The organism is Sphingosinicella sp. (assembly GCF_041916975.1).
GTDB lineage: Bacteria > Pseudomonadota > Alphaproteobacteria > Sphingomonadales > Sphingomonadaceae > Sphingosinicella.
On record NZ_JAYRYK010000001.1, the window covers coordinates 3,299,938 to 3,326,658 of the forward strand.

The window sequence follows — 26,721 nt, forward strand, 5'->3', positions numbered from 1 at the left end:
GATTTATGAAACGAGACTTTATTGTTTCGATGGTCTTGAAAGCGCCTCTGTTCAGGCGACGCCTTGTAAATCCGAACCTCTCACCGTATCTGTCTGCTCGGTCAGAGGGTCGGACGGCCGCCGCGCCAGGGTTCGAAAGAACGGCGGGGAGGAAAGTCCGGGCTCCACGGATAGACGGTGCCGGGTAACGCCCGGCGGGGGCGACCCCAGGGAAAGTGCCACAGAGAGCAGACCGCCAAGCGGCTTCGGCCGGAAGGCAAGGGTGAAAGGGTGCGGTAAGAGCGCACCGCGCGACCGGCAACGGAAGCGGCACGGCAAACCCCACCGGGAGCAAAACCGAATAGGGGCGGCGCATGGCTTATCCGGCCGGACCGCCCGGGTAGGTTGCTTGAGGCGGCGCGCAAGCGTCGTCCTAGAGGAATGGTCGTCGCCGCCTTTCGGGGCGGTACAGAACCCGGCTTACAGATCCTCTGACCGTTTACGCCGGTTCGACCTTGAGCGTCGCGCCGTCAACGCCGGTGATGCGGACCATGCTGCCTGCGGCGGCATCTGGCCCCGTGGCAAGCCAAGGCGAATCGCCGACCTGAACATGCCCGCGTCCGTCGGCGATGGGTTCCACCACCTTCACGAGCTGGCCGACCAGGCGCTCGCCGCGCCGATTGAGGCCGGTGTCGCTGGTTTCCACGGGGTTTCGCTTCAGGAAATTGCGGCCCAGGAACACGGCGACGACCGAGAGGATCGCGAACACCGCGAGTTGCAGTTCCCATCCGAAGCCGAATGCGAACGTTGCGAGGCCGGTCGCTGCGGCGGCGAGCGCCAGCCAGATCATGAAGATGCCGGGCGCGATGATCTCCATGATCGCGAGCACGGCGGCGGCGGCGAACCAGACCCAATGGGTCATCTCGATGTTCTGGAAATCCGGCATGGCGGTCTCCTCAGGCCTGTTCGAACGGACCCGGACGGCGCGGACGCGGCGCGGGGGCGGGCGGCGGCGTGTCACCGCCGTCGCGAACGGCCTTCACCAGTTCCCCGATGCCGCCGATCGTGCCGACGAGGCTCGTCGCTTCCAGCGGCATGAAGATTGTCTTGGCGTTGGGCGCGTTCGCGAAGGCGTGCATCGCGTCCACATATTTCTGCGCGACGAAGTAGTTGATCGCCTGCGCGTTGCCGCCCGCGATGGCGTTCGAAACCATCTCGGTCGCCTTGGCTTCGGCCTCGGCTTCCCGTTCGCGCGCCTCTGCGTCGCGGAACGCGGCCTCGCGGCGGCCCTCGGCCTCCAGAATCTGCGACTGTTTCTGGCCTTCCGCCTTCAAAATCTCGGACGCGCGCAGGCCCTCGGCCTCAAGGATCGCGGCGCGCTTCTCGCGTTCCGCCTTCATCTGGCGGGCCATCGAATTCACGATGTCCTGCGGCGGGCGGATGTCCTTCACCTCGACGCGCGTGATCTTCACACCCCACGATGTCGTCGCGTCGTCGACGACATGCAGCAACCGCGCGTTGATCTCATCGCGGCGCGACAGCGTCTCATCGAGGTCCATTGAGCCCATCACGGTGCGCAGGTTCGTGGTCGTCAGGTTCAAGATCGCCACATAGAGGTCGGAGACCTCGTAGGCTGCCTTGGCGGCGTCAAGCACCTGGAAGAACACGATGCCGTCCACGGAGACCATCGCGTTGTCCTTGGTGATGATCTCCTGCCCCGGGATCTCAAGCACCTGCTCCATCATGTTGATCTTGCGTCCGACCCGTTCGATGAACGGCAGGATCAGCGTGAAGCCGGGCTTCGCGACCTGCGTGAAGCGCCCGAAGCGCTCGATCGTGTATTCATAGCCCTGCCGCACGATGACGACGGCCGTCCACACGAAGATGACGGCGAGCGCCGCCAGGAAAATCACGAAAATCCCGCCGCCCATATCTCTCCCCCATAAATCGGTTGCTCACAGCGATATTGGAACGCCATAGCACGAATTCCACAGGGAATCTTAACGCCATGACCGAATTTCGTCCCCATCGCAGCGTGCTCTACCTTCCCGCCGCGAATGCGCGCGCCATCGAGAAGGCGCGGACGCTGGATGCCGACGTGGTGATCCTCGATCTCGAAGACGCCGTCGCGCCCGATGCGAAGCCGGCTGCCCGTGCCGCCGCCCTCGAAGCCGTGAAGTCGGGCGGGTGGGGGCGTCGCGCGGTCGCGATCCGCGTAAACGGCATCGGCACGAACTGGTACGAGGCGGATTTTCTTGCTGTCCAATCGGCCAAGCCCGCGGCCGTGGTCGTGCCTAAAGTGAACAGCGCGGCCGAAGCGGCGGAGGCGGTTCGCCTTGCGGGCGGTGTCCCGGTGTGGGCGATGATCGAAACGCCGCGCGGGGTGCAGGCGGTGGATAGCATTGCCGATACGCCGGGTGTTGCCGCGCTCGTGGTGGGCGCTGCCGATCTTGAAAAGGATCTCGGCTGTCGTGTCGGCCCGGCGCGGGCTGAGATCGGCTATGCCCTGCAGCGCGTCATCATCGCGGCGCGCGCGGCCGGGATTTTGGCGTTCGACGCGATGTACGCCGACATCAAGGATATGGAGGGGCTGGAGGCGGTGACACTCCAGGGCCGCGCGCTCGGCTTTGATGGAAAGACGCTCATCCACCCCGCGCAGATCGAAACCGCGAACCGCGTCTTCTCGCCCTCCGCCGCCGAGGTCGAGCAGGCGCACCGCATCGTCGCGGCGTTCGAGGCTGCGACAGCGGACGGGAAGGGCGTCGCGACGCTCGACGGCAAGATCGTCGAAGTGCTCCACGCCGCGCAGGCGCGCGAGCTGATCACCTTCGCCGAAAGCATCGCCTCACATTGATTGACAAGATATAACATCACATTCTAAACGGGCTCCCATCAAAGAAAAAAGGGAGTTCGTGGTTATGCGTTCGATGCTTCTTGCCGCGTGTGCGGTTCAGGTCCTTGCGCTTCCGGCGTTTGCGCAAACCGCGGAGGCGCCGAAGAGCGACGACCTGCACACGATCGGCGACGACATCGTGGTGACCGCGCCTTATGCGCGCTCCCGCGCCGATCTGCTCTCAGGCACGTCGGTGATGACCGAGGGCGAGCTCCGGCAATCGCTGCAGCCGCAGATCGGCGAAGTGATCGCGCGTCAGCCCGGCGTTTCGGCAACGAGCTTCTCGCCCGGCGCCTCCCGGCCCGTTCTGCGCGGTATGCAGGGCGAACGTATCCGCGTGCTGACCGACGGCATCGGCTCCATCGACGTGTCAAACACGTCGGCCGACCATGCCGTCACCATCGATCCAATCACCGCGCAGCGCGTCGAGATCATCCGTGGCCCCGCCTCGCTGCTCTATGGCTCGTCGGCGATCGGCGGCGTCGTCAACGTGCTCGACAAGCGCATCCCGCGTGCGGTTCCCGAGCACGGCGTGCATGTCGACGCGATCGGCAGCGTCGCCAGCGCGGCGGATGAAGTCAGCATCGCCGGCGGCATCGACGCCGCGCTCACCGACACGATCGTCGCCCACGTCGACGGCAGCTGGCGCGACACCAACAACCTCAGGATCGGCGGCTACGCGCTCGCCCCCGAGCTTCGCGCGCACGCGCTCGAACACGCCGCGGAGGGTGACGAAGAGGCCGCCGAGGCTGCCGGCGTGCGCGGGCGCCTGCCAAACAGCTTCACGCGCACGAAAACGGCGGGCGGCGGTCTTGCGATCATCACCGACGGCGGGTCGCTCGGCTTCTCGGTCGGCTACTTCGATTCGACCTACGGCGTTCCCGAGCGGCCCGCGCTTCACGCGCATGAAGGCGAGGGAGAAGGTGAGGAAGGCCACGAGCACGGCGACGTCAGCATCGGCCTCAAGCAGTGGCGCGCCGACGTTCGCGGTGAGGTCGAACTCGGCGAGGGCTTCCTCGAAAAGCTCCGCGTCCGCGTTGGCTACGCCGATTACACGCACACTGAATTCGAAGGCGACGAGGTCGGCACCGTGTTCGACAACCAGGGCGTCGAAGGCCGCGTCGAGCTCGTGCAGGCAAAGCGCGGCGTGTGGAACGGCGCTTTCGGCGGCCAGTTCTACATCCGCGACTTCTCGGCCGTCGGCGAGGAAGCTTTCCTGCCGCCGAACGAGACCGAACAGTTCGGCCTGTTCACGGTGCAGGAGCTGAACTTCGGCGCGCTCGGCGTCGAAGCTTCGGGTCGCTACGAGCGCACGAACGTCAGCTCGAACGCGGTCGGCATCACCCGTCATTTCAACGCTTTTTCCGCCGCGCTTGGCGCGCGCTATGAACTGATCGACGGCATCAGCATCGGCATCAACGGCTCGCGCGCCGTGCGCGCACCGTCCGCCGAGGAGCTGTTCTCGAACGGCCCGCACATCGCGACGCAGGCGTTCGAGGTCGGCGATCCGATGCTCGCCAAGGAAAAGAGCTGGGGCCTCGAAACCTTCCTGCGCGGAGAGACCGGCGGCGTCGCCTTCTCGCTCGGCGCCTTCGCGAGCTGGTTCAAGAACTACATCTACGAAGGGGACACAGGGCTGGAGGAAGACGAGCTTCCGGTCTTCCAGTACGCGCAGGCCGACGCGACCTACTATGGCTTCGAAGCGGAACTCTCCGCGCCGCTGTTCGATGCGGGCGACTTCCGCTTCGTGGCGGATGGTGTTGCCGATTATGTGCGCGCGAAGATCGATTCGGTCGGCCCCGCGCCGCGCATCCCGCCGCTCCGGCTGCTCGGCGGCATCGAGGCGCAGTCGGACCTCGTGAACGGCCGCATCGAGCTCGAATGGAGCGACAAGCAGACGCGCGTCGCCGCCTTCGAAACGCCTACGGGTTCGCACACGCTGGTGAATGCCTCCGTCTCGTGGCGTGTCCTCGGTGTGGATAGCCCCGCGACGCTCCAGCTTTCGGCGAACAACCTCTTCGATGTCGATGCGCGCCGCCATGCGAGCTTCACCAAGGACTATGTGCCGCTCGCGGGCCGCGACGTCCGGGCGACGCTCAGCCTGAGTTTCTAGCTGGGTTGCGTCCGGCGCCCACGCAGGGCTAAGGGCCTTCTTCGCAGATGCAACATGCGGCGAAGGAGGCCCAAATGATCGGACGCTTGAACCATGTGGGTATCGCAACCCCGTCGATCGACAAGGCTGTGGCCGTCTACCGCGATTTTCTGGGCGCGACGAAGATCCACGAAAAGTTCGCGCTTCCTGCGCAGGGCGTGTGGGTCTGCTTCGTCGATACGCCGAACAGCCAGATCGAACTGATCGAGCCTTACGGCGAGGATTCGCCCATCCACGGCTTCCTGAAGAAGAACCCGGCCGGCGGGCAGCACCATGTCTGCTTCGAGGTGCCGGATATCATCGCGGCGCGCGACGACATGCGCGCGAAGGGCGCCACCGTGCTCGGCACCGGCGAGCCGCGTATCGGCGCGCACGGCACGCCGGTGATCTTCATTCACCCCAAGGACATGGGCGGCGTTCTTGTCGAATTGATGGAAACCCCGAAGGACGCGCACTGATGCGCCCGGAGGAGATGGTCGCGGATCTTTTGTCCGCGCTCGATCTGGAACGGATCGAGGAAAATCTGTTCCGCGGCCGCAACACGGGCGAGGGTTTCCGCCGGCTGTTCGGCGGTCAGGTGATCGCGCAGGCGCTCGTCGCGGCGAGCCGTACGGTGGCGGACGACCGCCCGCCGCACAGCCTCCATGCGTATTTCATGCGCGAAGGCGACCATAGTGTGCCGGTCGTCTATCAGGTCGAGCGCGACCGAGACGGCAAGAGCTTTTCTACCCGGCGCGTCATCGCCATCCAGCACGGCCGCCCGATCTTCAACCTCGCGGCGTCGTTCCAGGTCGAGGAAAAGGGTCTGGAGCATCAGTTCGACATGCCCGATGTCCCCGATCCCGAAACGCTGATCAGCGACATGGACTGGCGGAGGCAGTTCGCCGACAAGATTCCCGAGGCGAGCCTTGCGCGTTTCCTGCAGGAGCGCCCAATCGAATTCCGCCGTGTCGATCCGTCGATACCGGGCAGCGGGGCGAGGCCGCCGCAGCAGAATATATGGTTCAAGGCGATCGCGCCGGTGCCGGACGATGCCGCGCTGCACCGGTGCATGCTCGCCTACGCTTCCGACATGACGCTGCTCTCGACGAGCGAGCGGCCGCACAACTTTGCCTGGTGGGACGAAGCGATGCAGATCGCCAGCCTCGACCACGCGCTCTGGTTCCATGCGCCGTTCCGCATCGACGACTGGCTGCTCTACGTGCAGGATAGCCCGCGCTCGTCTGGCGCGCGCGGTTTCAATCGCGGCCTCATCTACGACCGCTCCGGCGTTCTCGTCGCCTCGGTGACGCAGGAAGGGCTGATCCGGAAACGGGACCTCTAGACCGCGATCGTTTAAGGCCTCTACGGCCTGAAACGTGAATCGCTGTCTAAGCTATTGAAGAGAGACTGATTCACGTTTGAGATGGAAGCGCACCCGCTTCCATCTCAAACGATCAGGCTCTAGGCGAACTGTTCGCGGCGCGCGATCGAGAGTACGGCCGCGCCCACGATGCCCGAGAGCAGCGAGCCGCCGAGCACGCCGAGCTTCACCTCGTCGAGATAGATGTCGGAGGCATAGGAAAGCCCGCCGATGAACAGGCTCATCGTGAAGCCGATGCCGCAGAGCAGCGCAACGCCGTAAACCTGCGCTGTAGAGGCATGGACCGGATAGTCGGCGAGATCGAGCTTCTTCATTGCCCAGATCACGCCGAAAACGCCGACCTGCTTTCCGATGAAAAGCCCAAGAACAATGCCGAGGACGATGGGGCTCACCAGCATCTCCGGTGTCACGTTCGCGAACGAAAGCCCGGCATTGGCGAAGCCGAAGATCGGCACGATCGCGAAAGCGACCCAGCCGGCGATGGCATGTTCCAGTCGGTGCAGCGGCGAATGCTCGTCGTCGACATGGCCGGGTGCCGGTGTCAGCGGGATCGTCAGCGCCACGGCAACGCCCGCGAGCGTCGCATGAACGCCGGAGAGCAGCATCGCCGTCCAGACCCCGGCGCCGATGACGAGATAGGGCCACAACGAGCGGACGCCGAAGCGGTTGAAGCCGTAAAGCACCGCGATGAGCAGGATCGCGGCGCCGAGTGCGGCGAGATCAAGCTCGGCGGTGTAGAACAGCGCGATGATGACGATGGCGCCAAGGTCATCGATGATCGCAACCGCGGTCAGGAACACTTTCAGCGACACGGGAACGCGCGGCCCGAGCAGCGTCAGCACGCCGAGCGCGAAGGCGATATCGGTCGCGGAGGGGATTGCCCAGCCACGGATCGTCGCGGCATCGCCGATGTTGAACGCCGCGAAGATGAGCGCCGGTACGATCATGCCGCCCGCCGCCGCCGCTCCGGGCAATATGCGCCGGTCCCATGTGGAAAGCTGGCCGTCCAGCAACTCGCGCTTCACTTCGAGGCCAACGAGCAGGAAGAAGATCGCCATCAGCCCGTCGTTGATCCAGTGACTGAGCGAAAGCGGGCCGACATAGGTTTTGAGAGCGGCGAAATAGGCGTCGGCGAAGGGCGAATTGGCGACGATGAGCGCCGCTGCGGCAGCCACCATCAGCACGATGCCGCCGGCGGATTCGGTACGCAGGAACTCACGCAGTGCCGACCGCGGGCGCTCGATCACCAGAGTGTGTAGATCGCGTATCATTTCACCTCGTCCGCAACGTTCACCATGCGCCGCGAATGGGGTTACAGGAGCGGGCCGGAGGCGAAAACCCCAAAACCGGACCTTGGACCCGCCGAAATATGTCGCTTGCCCGCGCCCGCCCGCTGTCCGACTATCCGCGCAAGGAGATATTCTGATGGGGCTTTGGGATCGTTATGCCGTGCCGGCGATCGTGTCGTGCGCCTGCACGTCGAAGCCGGTGATGCGACAGCGCGCGAAGGTCGTGCCGGAAGCCACGGGGGCGGTGCTCGAGCTTGGCTGCGGTTCGGGAACGAACTTCGCCTTCTACGATCCGGCGCGCATCACGCGGCTCCATGCGGTGGAGCCCGCACCCGGCATGGTCGCAAGGGCTCGCGAGACGGCGCGGCATACCGCGATCACGGACCGCGTGCAGTTTCACGAAACGGGCGCCGAGCGGCTTTCGCTTGAAGATGCGAGCATCGATACGGCGGTGGTCACCTTCGTGCTGTGCACGATCCCGGATTGGGGGAGTGCGCTCAGGGAAGTGCGCCGCGTGCTGAAGCCGGGCGGACGCGTGCTGTTTTCCGAGCACGGCCTCGCGCCCGATGCGGACGTCGCGCGCTGGCAGCAGCGGATCGAGCCCGTATGGAAGCGTCTTTTCGGCGGCTGCCACCTGACGCGCCAGCCGGCCGCGATGCTGGCGAACAGTGGCTTTCGCGTCGACCGCCTTGAAACCATGTATTTGCCGTCGACACCGCGCTTCGCGGGCTTCGCAAGCTGGGGCGCGGCGGTGCCGTCGTGACGGAAAGCATGGCGAACGTCACGCGCCTGGTTCCGCCCGGCGAGGAAGCCGTGGATGGCCGCCGCCTGCGGAGCGAACGAAGCCGCGCGCAGATCGTCGCCGCGATGCGCGCTGTGATCGAGGGCGGAGACATGGATCCCAATGCCACGAGCGTGGCCGCGGCGGCGGGCGTGTCGATCCGTACCGTTTTTCGGCACTTCGAGGAGATGGACAGTCTCTACCGTGGACTGAACGCGCAGATCGAAGCGGAAATCCTGCCGATGGTGATGACGCAGTTCGAAGCGCGCGATTGGCAGGGCAGGGCGGGCGAGGTCGTGACGCGCCGGGCGCGCATTTACGAGCGGCTGATGCCGTTCAAGATCGCGGCGCACGCGCGCCGGTTCCAGTCCGAATATCTGATGGATGCGCACCGGCGCTTTCTCGCGCTGGAGCGTGCGGCCCTGCAGGCGATCCTGCCTGCCGAGGTCCAGTCGAACGCGGCGCTGTTTGCGGCGCTCGAAATGGTCACGGGGTTTCAGTCGTGGCAGCGCCTGCGGCACGATCAAAACCTCACGTCCGAAGAGGCGGAGGCGGCGATGCGGCTTGCTGTCGAACGGCTGCTCGGCCTGTGAGGCGCGCGGCCCTTCTTGCGCTGGCGCTGCTGTCGGCGTGCGGCGTGCGCGGAGAGGATGCCGCGTGCGGGATTCCCGCGGACAGTCTCGGCGTTTTTGTTGATGTGCCCGAGGGGCGCTTCATCAAGGGCGCCGCGCCGCGTTATCCCGAGGAGCGGCCCGAGTTGTCGCTGCACGTCGGCGGGTTCCGCATTCAGGCGCACGAGGTCACGAACGATCAGTTCGCAGCGTTCGTGAAGGCCACCGGCTATCTCACCGATGCCGAGCGCACGGCAGACGAGGCCGATGGCGGATCGGCGGTGTTCACGGCGCCCGAAGGCGGCGAGAGCCGGCCGTGGAAGCTGGTGCAGGGCGCGACGTGGCGGACGCCGGAGGGGCCGGGCTCGGACATCGCCGGGCACGGCCGCGATCCCGTCGTGCACGTCTCCCCCGCGGATGCCGCCGCCTATGCGACGTGGGCGGGTGGGCGCCTGCCGACCGAGGTCGAGTGGGAGTATGCAGCATCGCTCGGCCTGCCGAAGGGCGGCGATCAGGAAGCGGGCGCCTATGCATCCAATGCGCGGCCGGTCGCGAACACGTGGCAGGGCCTGTTTCCTGAAGAGCAGAAAGCCGCAGACGGTTTCGCTGGCCGCGCACCGGTTGGCTGCTTCCCGCCGAGCCGCATCGGCCTCTACGACATGATCGGCAACGTCTGGGAAATCACAGATACGCCTTGGGGCGAAGGCGCGCAGACGATCAAGGGCGGCTCCTATCTCTGCTCGGAAAACTTCTGCCGCCGTTACCGCCCCGCCGCTCGTCAGCCGCAGGAGGCTCACTTCTCCGCAAGCCACGTCGGCTTCCGCATCGTCAAAGACGCACCGTCTCAGTTGGGCCAGTAGATAAACTCATCCCCAGGCCCGACGCGCTCCGCGAGCGTCTTGTCGACCGCGACCGGCGCTTCGATCGTATGCGGATAGAGCGGCGCCCGCCCGGCCTCGCGGTGCGCATTGAGCAGCGCCGTCATTGCCGCGACGCGAGCCGGCTCGCGGTCGGCGAGATTGACCTTTTCGGTCGGGTCTGCGGCAAGGTCGAACAGCCACGTCTTCTTCGGCCGCTCCGTCACCTGCAGCTTCCAGTCGCCCTGCCGCACCACGCGGTAGTAGGCACTCTGCCAGAACAGCGCATTGTCGGCGCGCGCAGGTGTTTGCGCGAGCAGATCGATGCCGTCGATGGCGACACCGGCGGGGAGCGGCGCGCCCGCCGCCGCGGCGAAGGTCGGCATCAGGTCGATATGCCCGGCGGGCTTTTCGACACGCGTGCCGGGTGCGATGCGGGCGGGCCAGCGCATGAACAGCGGCACGCGGATGCCGCCTTCGAACATGGTGAGCTTCCAGCCCCGATAGGGCGCGTTGATGTCGGGGAGACCGACATAGCCCGCGCCGCCGTTGTCGCTTGAAAACACCACGATCGTGTTTTCGTCGAGCCCCTCGTCCTTCAGCGCCGCGAGCACGCGCCCCACGCTCCGGTCGAGCGAACGCACCATCGCGGCATAGACGCGCAGCCGATGCGGCTTGATATCGCCGACGGCTTCGTAGTCGGCGCGCGTTGCCTGTAGCGGCGTGTGCACCCCCCAGTGTGCGAGATAGAGGAAGAACGGCCGGTTGCGGTTGGCCCGGATCACTTTCACCGCCTCGTCGGTCCAGTAGTCGGCGAGGTAGCCGCCCGGTGCGAACAGCGGCCCTTCGTTGAACGATGCGGCATATTGCATCCGCGCCCAGAGAAACCGGTCGATTGGGTCGAAATCGACCTTGGCATTGACGACGTCGGTGGCGTCCTCCGGCAGATGAAGTCCGCTCGCCATCAGCAGGCTTTCGTCGAAGCCCTGCGCGTTTGCGCCGAATTCTTTGCCGCTGCCGAGGTGCCACTTGCCGATGTGGACCGTGTGATAGCCCGCACCTTTCAGCACCTCGGCAATGGTCACTTCCGCGCCCGGCAGGCCCTGTTCGTCAAAGCTCGGCACCTTGTCGTCGGCTTCGCGGTTCCAGTCGACCGGCGGCAGACCGGAGCGCTCATTGTCCGAGAACATTGCCACCATGCGCCCCATGCCGTCGGGCGTCGGCGTGAACTCGAATCCCGTGCGTGTCGGATAGCGGCCTGTCAGGATCATGGCGCGCGACGGCGCGCAGCTTGCGGTTCCGGCATAGGCCTGCGCGAACAGCGCGCCGTCCTTGGCGAGCCGATCAATGTTCGGCGTCGGCACGCGCCCGCCCGCCACGCCGCCGCCGAACGCCGAGATGTCGTTGATGCCGAGGTCGTCGGCGAGGATGAAGACGATGTTGGGCGGGCGGTCTCCCGCGGGTGCTGCCGCCGGACCCTCATTCCACGCGACGGGGCTGTAAGGCGCAATATCGCGGTCCTTGGCGAGCGTGGTGACGAGCCACAGGATTACCTCCTTGCGGTTCATCCACGCCGCCCCACCGAACACGATCAGAAGAGCCGCGACGCCGACAAGGGCCGATCGTCTTTTCATGGCAGAAGCGCCTCGCATCCGGTGTGATCGAGGAGCGTCCGCACCGCGGCCTGATCATCCGTCCCAAGCGCCGCGAACGCCTCCCGTATCCACTGCAGACATTTCGCCTGATAGGGGAAGACCGGCTGCGTCCACGCACGCCCATCGATTTCCGTCTGCACGATCTCGGAGCCCGCCATCACCGCTTTCGCGTTCGCGATCAGAAACGGCGCGTACACCCGCCCGATCTCACAGAGCAGCGGGCGCAGTGCGGTCATCTCGTCGCGCGAGAACCAGTCGGCGGTGGTTGGCTCGACGCCAGAGAGATCCTCGACCCGGTCGAGCCACGCCCGCACGCGCGGCGCGGTCTGCGCGGCGATCGCGGTGGAGGTCGGCTCGATCACCGCAAGCTGCGCGAGCTGCCCGTGGATGGCGAAATCGGCAGAAGACGGGCGCGCGCCGAGCACATAGCCGCGCTCCGTGATCAGAGCATCGAGAACGGCAAGGAAACGCCGATAGCTGTGTTCGATCGTTTCCCCGGTCGTGTCGTTCGAACCGACCACGTGGAGCCTGCTGATCTGTCGGTCGGCAAACATGTCCGCCGTCTGCGCGGCGGTTTCCGCGTGCATTGTCGGGGCCATCCAGAACACCAGCAGCGGCGCGGCATTCGCTGCATCCTCTGCAAACGCCCAGCGATAGTGGAACATGGCCTTGGTCAGCCACTCGTCCGCATAGTCCTCGATCAGGTGATTGAGGAACGCCAGAACCGGATCGGCGGGAATCGCTTCACGGCCCCCATGCTCCTTTTCCAGCCGCCGAATGATCGGCGAGGAATCCACTGCGGGCTCCAGCGTGCCGTCGGCCAAAGGGAAATACACCGTTGGCAGCAGCTTCACCTTCGGCGCCGGAAGGCCTTCGGGCGGTTGCATGTGGCTGCCCCAGAGGATCGCGTGGGGTATGCGCCTGTACCGGAGCAGCGCGATCATCTTGCGCGTGTAGGGCGAACCCGGGGCGCCCAGCAGTCTGAGCGGTTCGGTCAAGCGTGCCTCCGTTTGTGCTTCCCGAAGAGCCGCGTCGTAACGGCGATGGCAGCTACGAGCGCAAGCAGGATGCCGCCGAGCGCCCATCCGTGATGCTTCAGGATCTTAATGCGTGTGTTGAGCGTGATCTGCCGAAACGGATCGTAGCCTTCCGGGATATCCAGCACGCCCATGGATTTCGAATAAGCTTGGTAGTCGGCGAGCATGGATTGGAGCCGTGCCGGTTCGGCGGCGCTGAGATCGCGCGTTTCGCCGGGGTCGCGGCTGAGATCGTAGAGCTTCCACGTGCCGTCGCCGTGCGGAGGCAGGTTGCGCACGAGCTTGAAGTCGCCGCGATAGAGCGCTGCGTTTCCGGAAACCTCCATGCCGATCGGGGTGTCCGGCGAATAGACGTGATCCGCCGAGCCGCTCAGTACGGGCCTGAGGCTGCGCCCCGTCATGGCCTTGCCGTCGCTGCCCTCTATACCCGCGATGTCGAGCAGCGTCGGCGCAACGTCGGTGACGAAGGCGGCGGCGGAAACGCGCGGTTGCGCCGCGATACCGGGGCCGGACATGATGAAGGGCACGCGCAGCCCGCCTTCGGAGGCGTAGAACTTGAACAGGCTGAGCGGTGCTGCCGCCGCGGTCGCCCACTCGGGGCCGATCGAGACGAACGAACCTTTTTCGCCGAGCCGATCCAGATTCTGGTCGTAGCCGTTCATCCGCATCCATAGCGGAAAGCCGCGCTGGCTGACGGGCTCGTTCGGTTCTGGCCCATTGTCGGAGGTGACGACGAACACGGTGTTCTGAAGCACGCCGCGCTTGTCGAGATAGGCGATCAGGCGGCCGATATGGTGGTCCATCGCCTCGATCATGCCCGCGTTCACCGCCATGCTCTTCGCAAGCAGGCGCCGTTCGGGATCGGGAAGCGTCTTCCATTCCCGCAATCCGGCGGGCTTGGCCGCGAGCGGCGCACCTTCGGGGATCAGGCCCATCGTCTGCGCGCGCCGCCAGCGCGTCTCGCGGATGCTGTCCCAGCCCTTGTCGTAGACCGTCTCGTAATGTGCCGTGTAGGCGCGCGGCGCCTGCACCGGGATATGCACGGCCTGAAACGCCAAATAGGCGAAGAACGGATCGCTCCCGCCCTGATCCGCCAGATAGTCGATCATGCGATCGACGATGAATTCGGATGAGTAGAATTCGGCAGGCAGCGTCGCCGGCTTGCCGTCCTCGAACCATGGGGCCGTATCGTAATACGGCATGTAGGGCTTCTGCTCCCAGTTGTCCGCGCCGGAGGCGTCGAGCGCGAACGACTTCTGGAAGCCGTGCGACGGCGGTAGTTCGCCCTCGCCGCTGCCAAGGTGCCACTTGCCGGTCATGTAGGTGCGGTAGCCCGCGCGCCGCAGCCGCTCCGCGACCGTGATCGCATCGGGTTCGAGACGGAGGCCGTAGCCCGGCTTCCCCGCGTGTTCGGGCGGCAGCACCTCAGGAATGGTGGCGACGCCGTTCCGGTGATTGTCGATGCCCGTGAGCAGCATCGCCCGCGACGGCGCGCAGAGCGGCGAGGTGCGGTAGTGCGTGAACAGCGCGCCCGCGCCGGCGAGCCGGTCGATATTCGGCGTGCGTGCCTCGCCGCCATAGCTGCCGAAATCCATCAGCGCTGCGTCATCCACCAGGATGAGCACGAAGTTGGGGCGCACGGGCGGAGGCTCGGCGCGGGCAGGGGCGCACGTGGCTGCAATGGCGGCAAAGCCTGCCCAAAGCCACCGTTGCAGCCTGCCCAGCCGCATAAATACCCTCCCCCGCTTGACCGTCCCCTTGTGCCCGCAGCGCTCTCGCCCGCGGAACACTCAACAATATGACACTAGGACTGTCAATTTAAGGCGTCTATTGCACAAAACGCGAGGGGCTGCCGAGGCAATAGAGCGTGCGGCCGCTCATGTTGAGCTGGAGGTACGGGAGCAGGCGCTGCCCCCGTGTGCGGTTCCCCGGATCGGAGCAGAACGGTCCGCGGCCGTCCGGCGCGGCCACCTCACCGACCCCCATGTCCGCGTAGCCGGAGAGCATGTGAAGTGTGGGCGCCGGTGCGATCGAAACGATGCCGCCGAAACCGTCGCTGCCGCTTAGGCTGCCGGGCACGTGCTGGATGCGGTCCTGATCATAAGGCGGGATCAGGTGGCCGGTCACGGTGAGCGTGCCGGGCATGTAAGCGAGCACGTAGTTCGATGCCGATCCGCCCGACGCTTCGATCGCATACTGCCCGACGAGCGAGTCGCCTGCCGCGGCCGTAAGGAACGTCACACCGCTCACCACAGAGGCGTCGTCGCCATCGGCGAGGCCGACGAGGTGATAGGTGAACGCCGGATTGGTCTGAAACCGCGGACGAGACTGGTCGTTGACAACCACCGTCAGAGCCTTCGCGGAAACGTCCGCGGTGAGGCCGCCGAGCAGGCCGTCGTCCAGCGCGAGATCGTAATTGCCCGCATCCTCGCCTGCGAGCGAAACCCCGCCCACGGTGACGACCTTGCCGGTCCCGGCGTTGCGATCGGTGGCCAGCGCCTCGTAGTCGAACACGACATCGTCGCCTCCGAGAATATCCGCGGTCGTAAAATCGAGCGGTACGTTCCGTGTGCCGTCGTAGGTCTTGTCGCTGGCGGCGACATTGGTGACGGTCAGCGTCTTCCGGCCGATGTCGGCGCTGAGGCCGAGCAGCAGCGCGGCATCAAGGCTGAGCGCGTAGTTGCCCGCGTCGGCGCCGGTCAGCGCTACCGCGCCGCCGGTGACGCCGATGGCCTTGCCCGTGCCCGCGTTCTTGTCCACAAACAGCGCCTCGTAACCAAAGCCGACGCTGTCGCCGCCGACGATGTCGTCGGTAACGAAGGTGAGGTCGGCGCCGCGCGATCCGTCGTAGGTTTTCGCGAGCGCGAGCACGTCCGTGATGCTCAGCGTCTTCGCGATGATGTCCGCCGAAAGTCCGCCAAGCAGCACGGGATCGAGCACGACGACATAATTGTCCGCGTCGCCGCCGCTCAGGCTGATGCCGCCCGCGACCGTCACGGGTTTGCCCACGCCCACGTTCTTGTCTGCAAAGCGCGCATCATAGCCGAACACCGCATCGTCGCCGCCGACGAGTCCTGTCGCGGTAATCGCCAGCGCGGCCGTCGTCGTTCCGTCGTAGACCTTGTCGAGGGCCGCAACGGCGGTGACATTCAGCGTCCTTGCGGCAATGTCGAGCGCAAGGCCCGTAAGCAGGGCGGGGTCGAAGCCGAGATCGTAGTTGTCAGCATCGGCACCGCTCAAAGACACTGCGCCCCCGGTCACCGTCACGGCCTTGCCGGTTCCGGCGTTTCCGTCCGCTGCCAGTGCCTCGTAGAGGAAGCCGATGTCGTCGCCGGAAACGAGGTCGCCCGTCGTGAAGTCGAGCGTCACGTTCCGGTTGCCGTCGTATGTCTTGTCCACCGCTGCGGCAGTCTCCAGCGTCAAGGCTTTCCGATCGATGTCGGCCGTGAGCCCGGCGAGCAGCGCGCCATCGAGGACAAGAACATAATTTCCACCGTCCACGCCCGAGAGCGACACGCCGGAGGCGCTCACACCCTTGCCCGCGCCGGCATTCTTGTCCGCGAAGTTCGCCGTGTAGTCGAACGTCACCGTGTCGCCGGAGAGAATGTCCGCCGTCGCGAACGAGAGTCCCGCCGACGTGCCGCCATCGTAGATCTTGTCGAGCGCGCCGACGGTGCTCACCGTCAGCGTGCGCGCGGAGATGTCCGCTGCGAGCGCGGAAACGTCACCCGGATCGAGCGCGAGCGTGTAATTCGTGGCCTCCGTTCCGGTAAGCGTCACGCTGCCGGTCAGGCTGACCGTTTTGCCCGTTCCGGCGGCCTTGTCGGCGAACTGCGCACCGTAGGCGAATGTCACCGAATCCCCGGCCACGATGTCGCTGGTGGAGAAGGTGAGGGTGGCGTCGCGCGTCCCGTCATAGATCTTGCCGTCAGCGGTGACGCCCGCGTTCAGCGTACGCCGTGAGATCGTCGCGTTGGCGATGGTCGGCTGCGCCAGCGTATAATTCCCGGCGTCGTCGCCGGTGAGTGCATAGCCGGTTGCCGTAACTGTCCATGTGCCGACATTCTTGCTCGAAAAGATTCCGGTGCCGGCGCCGAACGTCACGTCCTCGCTACCGACGATTCCAACAAGCGCTCCACCGGAGAGGTCGGCCGTGTCGCCGCCGTCATAGTCCTTGCCTGCCGCAGTGACGCCGGAAAGGGTGAGAGCCTTTGCCGAAATCGTCGCGTTTGCGACAGTGGGCTGTGTGAGTATGTAATTTCCGGCGTCGTCACCGGTGAGCATATAGCCCGATGCAGTGACACTCCATGCGCCCACGTTCTTGCTGGCGAACAGTCCCGCACCCGCGGTGAATTCGACATCCTCGCTGCCGACGATACCGACGAGCGACCCACCGGAGAGGTCGGCATCGGCATTGCCATCATAGTCTTTGCCCGCGGCGGTCACGCCGGTCAGCGTCAGAGCTTTTGCGGAGATTGTCGCATTGGCGACGGCGGGCTGCGTCAGCGTGTAGTTGCCCGCATCGTCACCGGTGAGCGCATACCCGGTTGCCGTGATCGTCCACGTGCCGACATTCTTGCTTGCGAAAGTACCGCTTCCTGCCGAGAATTCGACATCCTCGCTGCCGACGATACCGATCAGCGACCCGCCGGAGAGGTCGGCATCGGCATCGCCGTCGTAATCCTTCCCCGCCGCGGTCACGCCGGTGATCGTCAATGTTTTCGGCGTCACGGTCAGCGTACCGGTGGAAGAGGGGGTGCCGAACGCATAGCCGGCGCTGCTTGCAAGCGTGCCGTTGGCAATGCTGATGGCATAGGGTGATCCAGCGACGTTCGCGTCCGCTGCGGCGCCGCTCGAACTGAATTCGGGCGCACCGGAGAGGCCGAGATCGCTCAGTGTTTCCTGCGTCCACACGCTTTGATAGCTGGATGCCGATACGATACCCGAAATGCTGTAGTTGGTGCCGCGCGTCGGCGTCGGGAACGTGTATTCGGTTCCATAGGTCTTGCTGTCGGAGAAGCTCGTTGAAACCGTGAGCGTGGGCTGATTGGCGAAGACGTAGCGGTTGCCGGCGCCGACGGATGCGGGCGCGAGCGTGGACTGTGTCTTCCCCCAGATCGGCAGGTTGCCGCTGGCGAGATTGTTGAGGGTGCTGTTATCCGGATGGGTCAGGTAGATGATCCAGCGGCCGGTCGTGGACTGCACCGCCGTGTTGCCGGTCAGGTTGTTGAAATCCTTGCCGGTGCCGCCGCCCTTGGCCGCATCGACGATCACCTCGCCGCTGCTGCTTTGAACCTTTGTGCCCACGCCGGAAACGTAAAGCCCGTCGGTGCCCGTGCCGCCTGCGCTCACACCACCCCGTGCGGTGATGGAGATATTGCCTGCGTCGCTTTTAAGGGCCTCGACAGCGTTCAGATACACGCCGTTTCGCTCGTTTCCGGTGCCGCTGCCGCCGGTTCCTGAAACGATGATATCGGCGGCATCGGCGTCGCTCCCGGTGGACCGCACCTGTGTGCCGAGCCCGAGCTGGATGCCGTAGTGGTGGGCATCCGCGCCGTCCGATCCGGCGCCGCCCGTGGCGGTCATCGTGATGTCGCCGAACACGCTCTCGATGTAGGTGTTCGCGCTCGAAAGATAGATGCCGATGTTGGTGTTGGAGGTCGCCGATGCGGCATCGCCGCCACCCTGTCCGGAAAGCGTGATCTTCGCCGCGCCGGGCGCGCTGCCCGTTGATGTGACGTGTGCGCCCTCCAGGATATGAATGCCGTGATTGTTGGCGCTCCCCGCCGTTGCCGACCCCGTGCCGGTGATCGAAATGTCGCCGAACGCGGTTGTGATCTTCGCGGCCGCGCCCTGCAGGCTGACGCCCTGATTGTTCGCGGAAAGCGCGCCGGTGCCGCCGGCGTTGCCGATCACCGTGATCTTCGCCGCGTTGGCAGTTGCGCCGGTCGATTCGATCCGTGCGTCGTTGATAAGGCGCACACCGATGTTGTTGTTCGATGTCGATGCCGCCGCGCCGGTGCCGGTCACGCTGATATCGCCGTCGATGCTGGTGATCATCGCCCCAGTATCCGCGATATAGACGCCGATATTGGTCGCGCCGCTTCCTGTGCCGCCCGCCGCGCCGATCACGTCGATCGCCGCCGCGTCGTCTCCCGTACCGACGGACGCGATGATGGCGCCGTCGTGGATATGCACGCCATAGTTCTGCGGACCGGTGGAAGCACCGCCCGTGCCGGAGATCAGCATGGCACCGGTGTTGCCGATGATGCCGGTCATCACGCCTTTAAGGTAGATGCCCATGTTGGTGCCGCCGGCCGAGGAGCCACCCGTTCCGGTCAGCGTGAGCGCGCCAGCACCCAGCGATTCGATGCTGCTGCCATCCACGAATATCCCGTGGCTGACGCTCGCGCCGCCCTTGCCGAGCAGGCTGATGTTCCCGCCGCCGCCCGCCGCCGTGGAGATGCGGGCACCTCCGGCGAGCTTGATCGCTGCGTCGCCCGAACCTGTGCCCGTGCCGGCTTCGTTGGCCTTCAGCGTGATCGCTTCGAACGCGTCGCTATCCGCCGTGTAGCTGTTCGCGAGCGTGCCGCCGGAAAGCAGGATGCGTGCGCCCGCCGTCAGGGCAAGCGTTGCCTTGCCGCTCACGGCAAGATCGGCGCCGGCATTCACGGTAATCGTGCCAGGCGCTCCATAGGTCTGCGCGCCTGTCGTGGTGACGTCCTGATTGAAGATCAGGCCCGCGGTCGTCTGTGTCGTGGTGATCGCAACACTGGTGGCATCGATGCCGGCAGTCGTGTCGATCGTTCCAACCGTCAGATTGCCGCTGCCGCCATGTGTGAGCGTGATCGTCCCGGTGTCGCCCGCCAGCGTGCCGATCGTATTGCCGGTATTCGTCAGCGTGTAAGCACCGGTGGCATTCAGGAGAAGAAGCTTGTCCGCAGTGATCGCCGCCGTCTGGCTCGTCGCGCCTGCGATATCGAGCGTCAGGCGATTGCTGCCGGTGCTGAGCGTGCCGCCGATCGCAAGCGCGGCGGCACTTTCGAGGCGCAGGTTGTCGTTGAAGGCGGAGAGGCCGTTTCCGACCGTGATCGCGCCCGCATCCGCATTGCCGATCACGATTTCGCTGAAACCATTCTGGATGTTGGCGAGCGAGGTGGCCGTGAGCACAAGGTCGCCCGCGCCGTCGCCAAGGCCGATCGTGCGCCCATCGGTGCGCGACTGGATCGTCAGGATGCCGTTTCCGGAAACCGTGCCCGTGAAGCCGATCGTATCTGCATTGATGGTGATGTCGTTCGTGTTTGCGCTGCCGAGCGTGCCGCCCGAGCCGATCACGAAATCCGGCTGGCCCCCGTCACCGCTCGTCGCGGTGATGCTGATGTCGCCCGAGATGGTGTGCACGCCAGCCGAGCTCGACGCGATCCACACGCCCTGACCGCCCGCCACGGCGGAGCCGATAAGTGCGATGTCGCCCGTGACGGTGGTCCGCACCTGCGATCCGCTGAACACGTAGAGCCCCGGCGCAACGCCGCTACCAACGGCCTCTCCGGTGATCTCGATATCGCCGTTCGTACCGACGACCTGCGACGACTGGTGGAGGAAGACGCCGTAGGTGGTGCCGCCCGATCCCGTGCCGCTGGTGCCGTGAAGCGTGATCGTGCCCGATCCCAGCGATTCGATCGTCGAACCGCCGAGCATGTTGATGCCGCGCCCATCGGCCGCGCCGCCACGCGCGGAAAGGGCGATGCTGCCCGCCGCACCCGCCGCCGTGCGGATGATCGCGCCGCTGAGGTCAATGCCGCTCAGCGTTCCGGCGTCGGCGGTCGCGCGGCGATTGGCCGTGATGTCGATCGCGGCGAAAGGCGTGAGGCCGCCGGCATATGTGTTCTCGATCTTCGCGCCGGTGGTGAGCGAAACCTGCCGGGCGGCGTCCATGCTCAGCGTCGCCGCGCCGGTGACGGTGAGCGTCGTGCTCGCCGCGAGCTTGATATCGCGTTCGGACGTGTAGTCCTGCACGCCGCTCGTGGTGACGTTGCCGTTCAGCAGGATGTCGCCCGCGGTTGCGGCGCTGGTGACGGTGAGCGCACCCGCCGTGATCGCGCGCAGCGTGATGTCGCCCGCCGCCGTGTTGGTCTTGCCCGCGCCGCTGCGCAGATCGATGGTGACGCTGCCCGTGCCGGCGGTGATCGTCGTGCCCACGCCCATGGTGACGGCAGCGCTGCCGGTGTCGCGGTAGGCATCGACGACGCCGTTCGCCAGCGTGTCGTTGGCGATGATGGCGAGATCGCCGTTGTCGGTCGTGATGCTTGCATTGACGAGCACGCTGCGCCCGGCCTGGAGCGTCAGGTTGCCGCCATCGCCGAGCGCGTTGTTCACCGTCACCGCCGCCGAGACGGTGATGTCGTTCGAGGCCTGCAGCGTCAGGTTCGTCCCCGCCGCGAGCAGCGCTGCGAGCGAGGTGGCGGAGACGTTGACCGTCGCGTCCGGGTCGCTGGCGTAGATCAGCCCGCCGTCTATCGCGCGTTCGGTGGTGAACAGGTACATTGCGCCGCTGTTGGAGATGGCGTTGCTTGCGCCGTCGTCGGCATTCGCCCCCGCCGCCAGCCGCAGACCGTTCGCGCTGAGCGCAGCCGACACGCCGAAATTGTCATCGACGTCGAGCGTGATGTTCGTGTCCCACGTCCCCGTGTAACCCGATCCGATCGTGCCCTTCAGTGCGCCTCCGGTGAAACTGGTATCGGTGAAGTTGAACAGGTGGATCGCGCCCGCGTTCTGCACGCTGTTGCCGAAGCCGTCGTCCAGATTGGCTCCCGCGGCGAGATAATTGCCGTCCCCATTGAAAGCGACCGATCGGCCGAACTGGTCGCCGGCCTCGAGCGAAGCGAGATTGACGTTCTTTCCGCCGGAATAGCCGACGCCGATCCTCGCGGCGGAGGCACCGCCGCCAAAATCCGCATCGGTGAAGCTGAATAAATACACCGCGCCCGAAGCGCTCGCCGCGTTGCCAGCGCCATCATCGCCCGAGGCGCCGACGGCAAGCCGGTCTCCGGCCGCGTTCAGCGCTACCGAAATGCCGAAATAGTCGCTGTCTTCAAGCGTAGGCATCCCGCTGGCGCCGGTATAACCGTTCCCGATGGTGCCCGCGTGCGTCCCGCCGCCGAAATCGGTGTCGGTGAAGCGGAACAGGTAAACCGCCCCCGCATTCGCGGTGGCGTTGGTGCTTCCATCATCGAGATATGCGCCGATCGCAAGCCGATCGCCCGCGGCATTCAGCGCGACCGCCGAACCGAAAGAATCGCTGGCGCCAAGCGTCATTGCAATGTCGCCGGTGCCCACATAGCCCGCGCCGATTGTGCCTGAATGGGCGCCATTCGAAAAGGCGTCGTCCGTGAAACTGAACAAGTGTACCGCGCCCGAGCCCGCCACACTATTTGCGAAACCGTCATCGCCCCACGCGCCAACCGCCATGCGATCGCCGGTGTCATTCAGCGCGACCGAAAAGCCGAAGCCGTCACCCGTTTCGAGCCCGGTGAGATTGATGTTCTTGCCGCCCGAATAGCCCTTCCCGATAATGGCTTCGAGCGCACCGTCCGAAAACTGGTCGTCGCTGAAACTGAAGAGATAGACTGCGCCGTAGCTGGTCGTGCCGTGGGCGACGCCGTGGTCCCCGAAGGCGCCCACCGCCAAAAGGTCGCCTGCGCCGTTCAGCGCCGCCGATATGCCGAACTGGTCAGCCGCATCGGGCCCGGGGTTGAGTGCGATATCCTGATGCCGCTGATAGCCGTTGCCGATCAGGCCCGTGAGTTGCCCGCCACTGAAATCACCATCCGTGAACCCGAAAAGATAGACCGCGCCCGAAGAGGCCGTCCGATTGCTCGCGCCGCCGTCCAGGAACGATCCGACGGCAAGCCTGTCGCCGTCGGCGTTCAGCGCAACGGAAAAGCCGAAGCGGTCACCTGCCTCAAGGTTGACCGGGCTGAGATTCTTGCCGCCGCTGTAGCCGCTGCCGATCCGGGCTGAAAGCGTGCCGCCTGAAAAATCCGTGTCCGTGAAGCTGAGCAGATAAACCGCGCCCGCACTCGCTGCGGTGTTGCTGTTGCCGGCATCGCCCGGTGCGCCGATCGCGAGCCGGTCGCCCGCCGCGTTCAGGGATACGCCGATTCCCAGCAGATCACTGGCATCCAGTGCCAACGAAACATCCCCGGCGCCCGCATAGCCCTTCCCGATTGTACCGGTATGGGAAGCGCCCGTGAAATCGGTGCTCGTGAAGGAGATGAGATAGATCGCGCCCGCGTCGCTCGTCAGGTCGTCGCTCGCGTCGTCACCGATCGCGCCGATGGCAAGCCGATCGCCGGCCGCGTTCAGCGATACGGAGTTTCCGAGCTGGTCGTCGCTGGCAAGCCCGATGTTGAGATCATTGGCGCCAACGTACCCAGCACCGATGGTCCCCACCAGCGACACCATACTGTCCAATGTGAACAGGCGCACAGCGCCGGACCCGCTGCCACTGTTGCCGGCACCGTCGTCGGAATTGGCCCCGATTGCCATGCGGTCGCCCGCAGCATTGAGCGCGACGCCACGGCCGAACCGATCCTGGTTGTCGAGATCGGTTACGTCAAAATCATTGACGCCGCCTTCGCCGGAATATCCCTTGCCGACAATACCGCGGATTTCACCGGCGGATTGATCCCGGTCGATGAAGTCCAGCAGATAGACCGCGCCTGCATCGCTGGTGAGTTCGTCGCTCCCGTCGTCGCCGATCGCGCCTATTGCAAGCCGGGTTCCCTCGGCATTGAACGCCAATGAAGACCCGAAGAAATCGTTCGTTTGCAGGCGCGGCACGTCTATATTCGCGCCCCCTGTATAACCTTTGCCGACGATCCCGGTGAGTGTGCCGCCCGAAAAATCGCCGTCCGAGAAGCTGAACAGATAGACTGCGCCCGTCGTCGGCGTATCGTCGAGTGCGCCTGCATCATACATCGCACCAACCGCGAGTCGGTCACCCACGGCGTTGAGCGCGACGGAAATGCCCAGCCTGTCGCCTGTCTGCAGCGTGTCGACCGCGATATCACCCCGCCATGCATCCCGGCCAATCACGCCAGCTACCGTACCGCCTGAAAAATTGCCGTCCGCGAAGCGCATCAGATAAACGCCGCCTGCGCCGCTCAGGCTGTTGTTGCCGCCGTCGTCGCTGTAAGCGCCGACCGCCAGCCGGTCACCCGCGGCATTCATCGCGAGGCCGAAGCCGAACATGTCGCCCGCTTCCAGCTCGGCGATGTCGATGTTCTTGCCGCCCGTGTAGCCACGGCCGATCATGCCTTCGTAGGTGCCGCCGGAAAGATCAATGTTCGCGAACGACAGCAGATGCACGGCGCCCGTGTTCGACAGGTTGTTCGTCACGGCATTGTCGCCGAGCGCGGTTCCGGCGACGCGCGTGCCGTCCGCATTCATGGCGACGGCGTAACCGAACATGTCGCCGCCGACGAGGGCCGAGACGTTGGTGTCGCCCACACCCACATAGCCTTTGCCGATGGTGCCCAGCCGCATGCCGTCGGAGAAACTGGTGTCGGAAAAGCCGATGACGTGGATCGCGCCGGACTCTGCCGCGCTGTTGCCGAAGCCGTTGTCGCCATGCGCACCAATCGCGAGCCGGTCCCCGGCGGCATTCAGCGCGAGGGAGACGCCAAGATAATCGCCGGTGTCGAGCACGAGATCGACGTCACCCGCGCCGAGATATCCATAGCCGATTGTACCGCTATGCGTGCCGCCGCCGAACGCCGTGTCAGCGAAGCGCACGAGATAGGCCGCGCCTGATTTGTCGGCGGCATTGCCGAAGCCGCCATCGTTCCAGGCGCCGGCAGCGAGCAGATTGCCATCTCCGTTCAGCGAGACGGAACGCCCGAAACCGTCATCGGCTGCCGCGGCAATCGCGACGTCGCCTGCGCCGTTATAGTCCTTGCCGATCGTGCCGACATGCGTGCCGGTGCTGAAGTTGCCGTCCGCGAAACGCAGCAGGTAGACCGCGCCCGAACCGCTTGCATCTTCAGTCTTGCCGTCGTCGCCGAGCGCGCCGACCGCGAGCAGATCGCCTGCGGCGTTGAGCGCGACCGACGTACCGAACGCGTCGGCGCCGGCGAGCTGTGCAATGTCGACATTCTTGCCGCCCGTGTAGCCTTTGCCGACGATGCCGGTGAGCGTGCCGTTCGAAAAGTCGCCATCGCTGAAGCTGAACAGGTACACCGCGCCCACGTTGGTCGTGAGATTCCCCGCGCCGTCGTCACCGCTCACGCCGACGGCCATGCGCGTTCCGGCCGCATTGAGCGCGACCGATGATCCGAACGAGTCGAACGTGTCGAGTGCGGCCGCCACGGAATTTTCCAGGACGTCGGGATTGCCGCTGTTCGCGTAGACCGCGCCGAGCACGGCGGCGTACTGCCAGCTTTCCACATCGTCGACCGTGCCGATCACGATGTTCTTCGGGTCGAGCAGCAGATGACCGCCGGCGCCCGTTGTCACGCGGTCGAGCGCGGCCTGGCGAAGATCGCCTGCCGAGGAGATTTCCACCGACCCGCCGCGTCCGCCGCGCGCATCCACGGAACCGAGGAACGTCGTTTGCGCGTTTGACCAGAACACTGCCGTGCCGCCGTCGCCGCGCGCGGATGAAACGTCGATTGATGCCGCGTTGCCCACGAAGAGCGTGTCCGCGTTCGGCAGCGCTTCGCGCTCGCCCCAGCGGCCGAGGAATGTCGCATGATAGGCCTTCGCCGGATCGGGCGTCTTGCCGCCCTGAAACGCGCCGCCGATGCGCACGAGACCGCCCGCGAGCCGTCCGCGTGCGCTGATGTGCGTTGAAAGCAGCGAGACGCCGTCGCCGCTGAGATCGATCTGTCCGCCGCGCCCATAGACGCCGTCCGCCGCATAGCTGCCCGACGTGGCGAGCCCGCCTTCGGTGACGACGCGGATCGCGCCGCCGTCGATGGCGCCCGAGGCATCGTTGCGGCTCGTCGCGGTTTCGATGATGCGTCCGGCGTCGAAGCGGATCGTCCCGCCGTTGTCGAGGCGGCCCGTGGCAGCGACATTCTCCGCGAGTGACAACAGGCAGTCGGCACTCACCGTGACCGTACCGCCGTCGGTGCCGCTCGCACTGATCAGCCCGCCGAGCGAAACGCTGCCGCCGCTGATCGCGATGCTGCCACCCCCCTGTTTCTCGCTGTCGGCCGCAAGCGTGCCGGTGGCGGTGACGCTGCCCGAGCCCGAGAGCACGATGCTGCCGCCCTTCCGGCTGATGGCGCCCGCGCGCACGACGCCCGACACGTTCACCGAAGCATTGACGACCTCGCGCGCAGCCGCAGCGCTCAGCAGAACCTTGCCGCCGCTCGCTTCGATAACGCCGCTGTTCTCGACAAGTGCAGTGCCGCCGTCGCCGATGGTGGCCGCGACGATGCCGTCCGGCGCGAACGATACCAGCCCGTCGCCGTAGAAATCGACCGTGAAGCCGGTACCCGCGCCGAGTGCGACGCGGCCGAGGTTGGCGATGATCGTGCCGCTGTTGCGCACGCTCGGCGCCACGAGTGCGGCAAGCCCTGCATCGCGTACCGTGATGCGCCCTTCGTTGACGATCGATGCGCCGGGCAGGCTGCCGCCGGAAAAATTGAGCGATCCGGTCGCCATGAAGGCTTGCCGGTCGATGTCCGCTGTCGTTGCGACGAGCCCGCCGACATCTACGGTCGCATCCTTGCCGAAGGCGATGCCGTTCCGGTTGATGAGGACGACGCGGCCGTTCGCGGTGAGGCTGCCGAGGATCGAGGAGGGGTCTGCGCCCGTCACGCGGTTCACCGCGACCGATGTGCTGCCGGGCTGGATGAACCGCGTGCTTTCGCCCGTGCCGATCGAAAAGCTGTTCCAGTCGAGGATCGCGCGATCGCTCGTCTGCGTCACCGTCACGTGGCCGGTGCCGTCACCCGCGATCGATGCGCTCCCGGCACTCACGCTGCCGCCGGAAGGGCCTGCGTGCGCCGCTCCGGCGAGCGTGAGTGCGGCAAGGCTGGTGCCCGCAAGAATGATGCGGCGCTTGTCGAATACGGAACGCGGGGCCATCGGGAAC

General features: G+C 65.7%; 14 protein-coding genes and 1 other RNA gene. 8 read left to right on the plus strand and 7 right to left on the minus strand.

Annotated elements, in window-relative coordinates; all coding sequences use genetic code 11:
* Positions 1-101 precede the first annotated feature (101 nt).
* An RNA gene (rnpB, locus tag ACE3TJ_RS15625) (RNase P RNA component class A) lies at positions 102-478 on the plus strand.
* On the opposite strand, the gene ACE3TJ_RS15630 is transcribed toward rnpB, so the two are convergent.
* Together ACE3TJ_RS15630 and ACE3TJ_RS15635 are read right to left on the minus strand one after the other, a co-directional pair.
* Complete coding sequence (locus ACE3TJ_RS15630) at positions 479-925, minus strand: NfeD family protein (protein WP_374597760.1); 447 nt, start codon at positions 923-925, stop codon at positions 479-481.
* Between the two features lie 10 nt (positions 926-935).
* On the minus strand, positions 936-1,910 hold the full coding sequence (locus ACE3TJ_RS15635) for an SPFH domain-containing protein (RefSeq protein ID WP_374597762.1): 975 nt from the start codon (positions 1,908-1,910) through the stop codon (positions 936-938).
* A 77-nt stretch (positions 1,911-1,987) separates the two neighbouring features.
* On the opposite strand from ACE3TJ_RS15635, the gene ACE3TJ_RS15640 reads away from it, so the two are divergent.
* The 4 genes from ACE3TJ_RS15640 (at position 1,988) to tesB (ending at position 6,348) form a co-directional block, all read left to right on the plus strand.
* Positions 1,988-2,833 (plus strand): CoA ester lyase, encoded by an 846-nt coding sequence (locus tag ACE3TJ_RS15640; protein ID WP_374597764.1) that lies wholly within the window; start codon positions 1,988-1,990, stop codon positions 2,831-2,833.
* 64 nt (positions 2,834-2,897) lie between these two features.
* Positions 2,898-4,985 (plus strand): TonB-dependent receptor, encoded by a 2,088-nt coding sequence (locus tag ACE3TJ_RS15645; protein WP_374597766.1) that lies wholly within the window; start codon positions 2,898-2,900, stop codon positions 4,983-4,985.
* Positions 4,986-5,059: 74 nt separating this feature from the next.
* Positions 5,060-5,482, plus strand: a complete 423-nt coding sequence (gene mce, locus ACE3TJ_RS15650; RefSeq protein WP_339710584.1) for a methylmalonyl-CoA epimerase — start codon at positions 5,060-5,062, stop codon at positions 5,480-5,482.
* Positions 5,482-6,348 carry an acyl-CoA thioesterase II gene (tesB, locus tag ACE3TJ_RS15655; RefSeq protein ID WP_374597768.1) on the plus strand — a complete coding sequence of 289 codons (867 nt, stop codon included), beginning with the start codon at positions 5,482-5,484 and terminating at the stop codon, positions 6,346-6,348. The genes mce and tesB overlap by 1 nt, the downstream gene beginning before the upstream one ends.
* Before the next feature lie 119 nt (positions 6,349-6,467).
* On the opposite strand, the gene nhaA is transcribed toward tesB, so the two are convergent.
* Complete coding sequence (gene nhaA / locus ACE3TJ_RS15660) at positions 6,468-7,658, minus strand: Na+/H+ antiporter NhaA (protein WP_374597770.1); 1,191 nt, start codon at positions 7,656-7,658, stop codon at positions 6,468-6,470.
* 154 nt (positions 7,659-7,812) lie between these two features.
* On the opposite strand from nhaA, the gene ACE3TJ_RS15665 reads away from it, so the two are divergent.
* The 3 genes from ACE3TJ_RS15665 to ACE3TJ_RS15675 are packed head-to-tail and all read left to right on the plus strand — an operon-like array spanning position 7,813 to position 9,928.
* Entirely contained in the window at positions 7,813-8,439 is a 627-nt protein-coding gene (locus ACE3TJ_RS15665; RefSeq protein ID WP_374597772.1) for a class I SAM-dependent methyltransferase, read from the plus strand.
* Complete coding sequence (locus ACE3TJ_RS15670) at positions 8,436-9,050, plus strand: TetR/AcrR family transcriptional regulator (protein WP_374597774.1); 615 nt, start codon at positions 8,436-8,438, stop codon at positions 9,048-9,050. The genes ACE3TJ_RS15665 and ACE3TJ_RS15670 overlap by 4 nt, the downstream gene beginning before the upstream one ends.
* Complete coding sequence (locus ACE3TJ_RS15675) at positions 9,047-9,928, plus strand: SUMF1/EgtB/PvdO family nonheme iron enzyme (RefSeq protein ID WP_374597776.1); 882 nt, start codon at positions 9,047-9,049, stop codon at positions 9,926-9,928. The genes ACE3TJ_RS15670 and ACE3TJ_RS15675 overlap by 4 nt, the downstream gene beginning before the upstream one ends.
* Here the strand turns inward: ACE3TJ_RS15675 and ACE3TJ_RS15680 are convergent.
* The 4 genes from ACE3TJ_RS15680 to ACE3TJ_RS15695 all read right to left on the minus strand — a co-directional run bounded on the left by ACE3TJ_RS15680 (position 9,913) and on the right by ACE3TJ_RS15695 (position 26,714).
* Positions 9,913-11,559 carry a sulfatase-like hydrolase/transferase gene (locus ACE3TJ_RS15680; protein WP_374597778.1) on the minus strand — a complete coding sequence of 549 codons (1,647 nt, stop codon included), beginning with the start codon at positions 11,557-11,559 and terminating at the stop codon, positions 9,913-9,915. The genes ACE3TJ_RS15675 and ACE3TJ_RS15680 overlap by 16 nt on opposite strands.
* Positions 11,556-12,578, minus strand: a complete 1,023-nt coding sequence (locus ACE3TJ_RS15685; protein ID WP_374597780.1) for a glutathione S-transferase family protein — start codon at positions 12,576-12,578, stop codon at positions 11,556-11,558. The genes ACE3TJ_RS15680 and ACE3TJ_RS15685 overlap by 4 nt, the downstream gene beginning before the upstream one ends.
* Entirely contained in the window at positions 12,575-14,347 is a 1,773-nt protein-coding gene (locus ACE3TJ_RS15690) for an arylsulfatase (protein ID WP_374597782.1), read from the minus strand. The genes ACE3TJ_RS15685 and ACE3TJ_RS15690 overlap by 4 nt, the downstream gene beginning before the upstream one ends.
* Positions 14,348-14,444: 97 nt before the next feature.
* The gene (locus tag ACE3TJ_RS15695; protein WP_374597784.1) at positions 14,445-26,714 is read right to left on the minus strand and encodes a YDG domain-containing protein; all 12,270 of its coding nucleotides are present in this window, start codon (positions 26,712-26,714) and stop codon (positions 14,445-14,447) included.
* Positions 26,715-26,721: the final 7 nt, after the last annotated feature.

Coding starts and splice junctions, on each gene's coding strand:
- ACE3TJ_RS15630 (WP_374597760.1), bottom strand. CDS start 925: ATGCCGGATTTCCAGAACATCGAGATGACCCATTGGGTCTGGTTCGCC.
- ACE3TJ_RS15635 (WP_374597762.1), bottom strand. CDS start 1,910: ATGGGCGGCGGGATTTTCGTGATTTTCCTGGCGGCGCTCGCCGTCATC.
- ACE3TJ_RS15640 (WP_374597764.1), top strand. CDS start 1,988: ATGACCGAATTTCGTCCCCATCGCAGCGTGCTCTACCTTCCCGCCGCG.
- ACE3TJ_RS15645 (WP_374597766.1), top strand. CDS start 2,898: ATGCGTTCGATGCTTCTTGCCGCGTGTGCGGTTCAGGTCCTTGCGCTT.
- mce (WP_339710584.1), top strand. CDS start 5,060: ATGATCGGACGCTTGAACCATGTGGGTATCGCAACCCCGTCGATCGAC.
- tesB (WP_374597768.1), top strand. CDS start 5,482: ATGCGCCCGGAGGAGATGGTCGCGGATCTTTTGTCCGCGCTCGATCTG.
- nhaA (WP_374597770.1), bottom strand. CDS start 7,658: ATGATACGCGATCTACACACTCTGGTGATCGAGCGCCCGCGGTCGGCA.
- ACE3TJ_RS15665 (WP_374597772.1), top strand. CDS start 7,813: ATGGGGCTTTGGGATCGTTATGCCGTGCCGGCGATCGTGTCGTGCGCC.
- ACE3TJ_RS15680 (WP_374597778.1), bottom strand. CDS start 11,559: ATGAAAAGACGATCGGCCCTTGTCGGCGTCGCGGCTCTTCTGATCGTG.
- ACE3TJ_RS15690 (WP_374597782.1), bottom strand. CDS start 14,347: ATGCGGCTGGGCAGGCTGCAACGGTGGCTTTGGGCAGGCTTTGCCGCC.
- ACE3TJ_RS15695 (WP_374597784.1), bottom strand. CDS start 26,714: ATGGCCCCGCGTTCCGTATTCGACAAGCGCCGCATCATTCTTGCGGGC.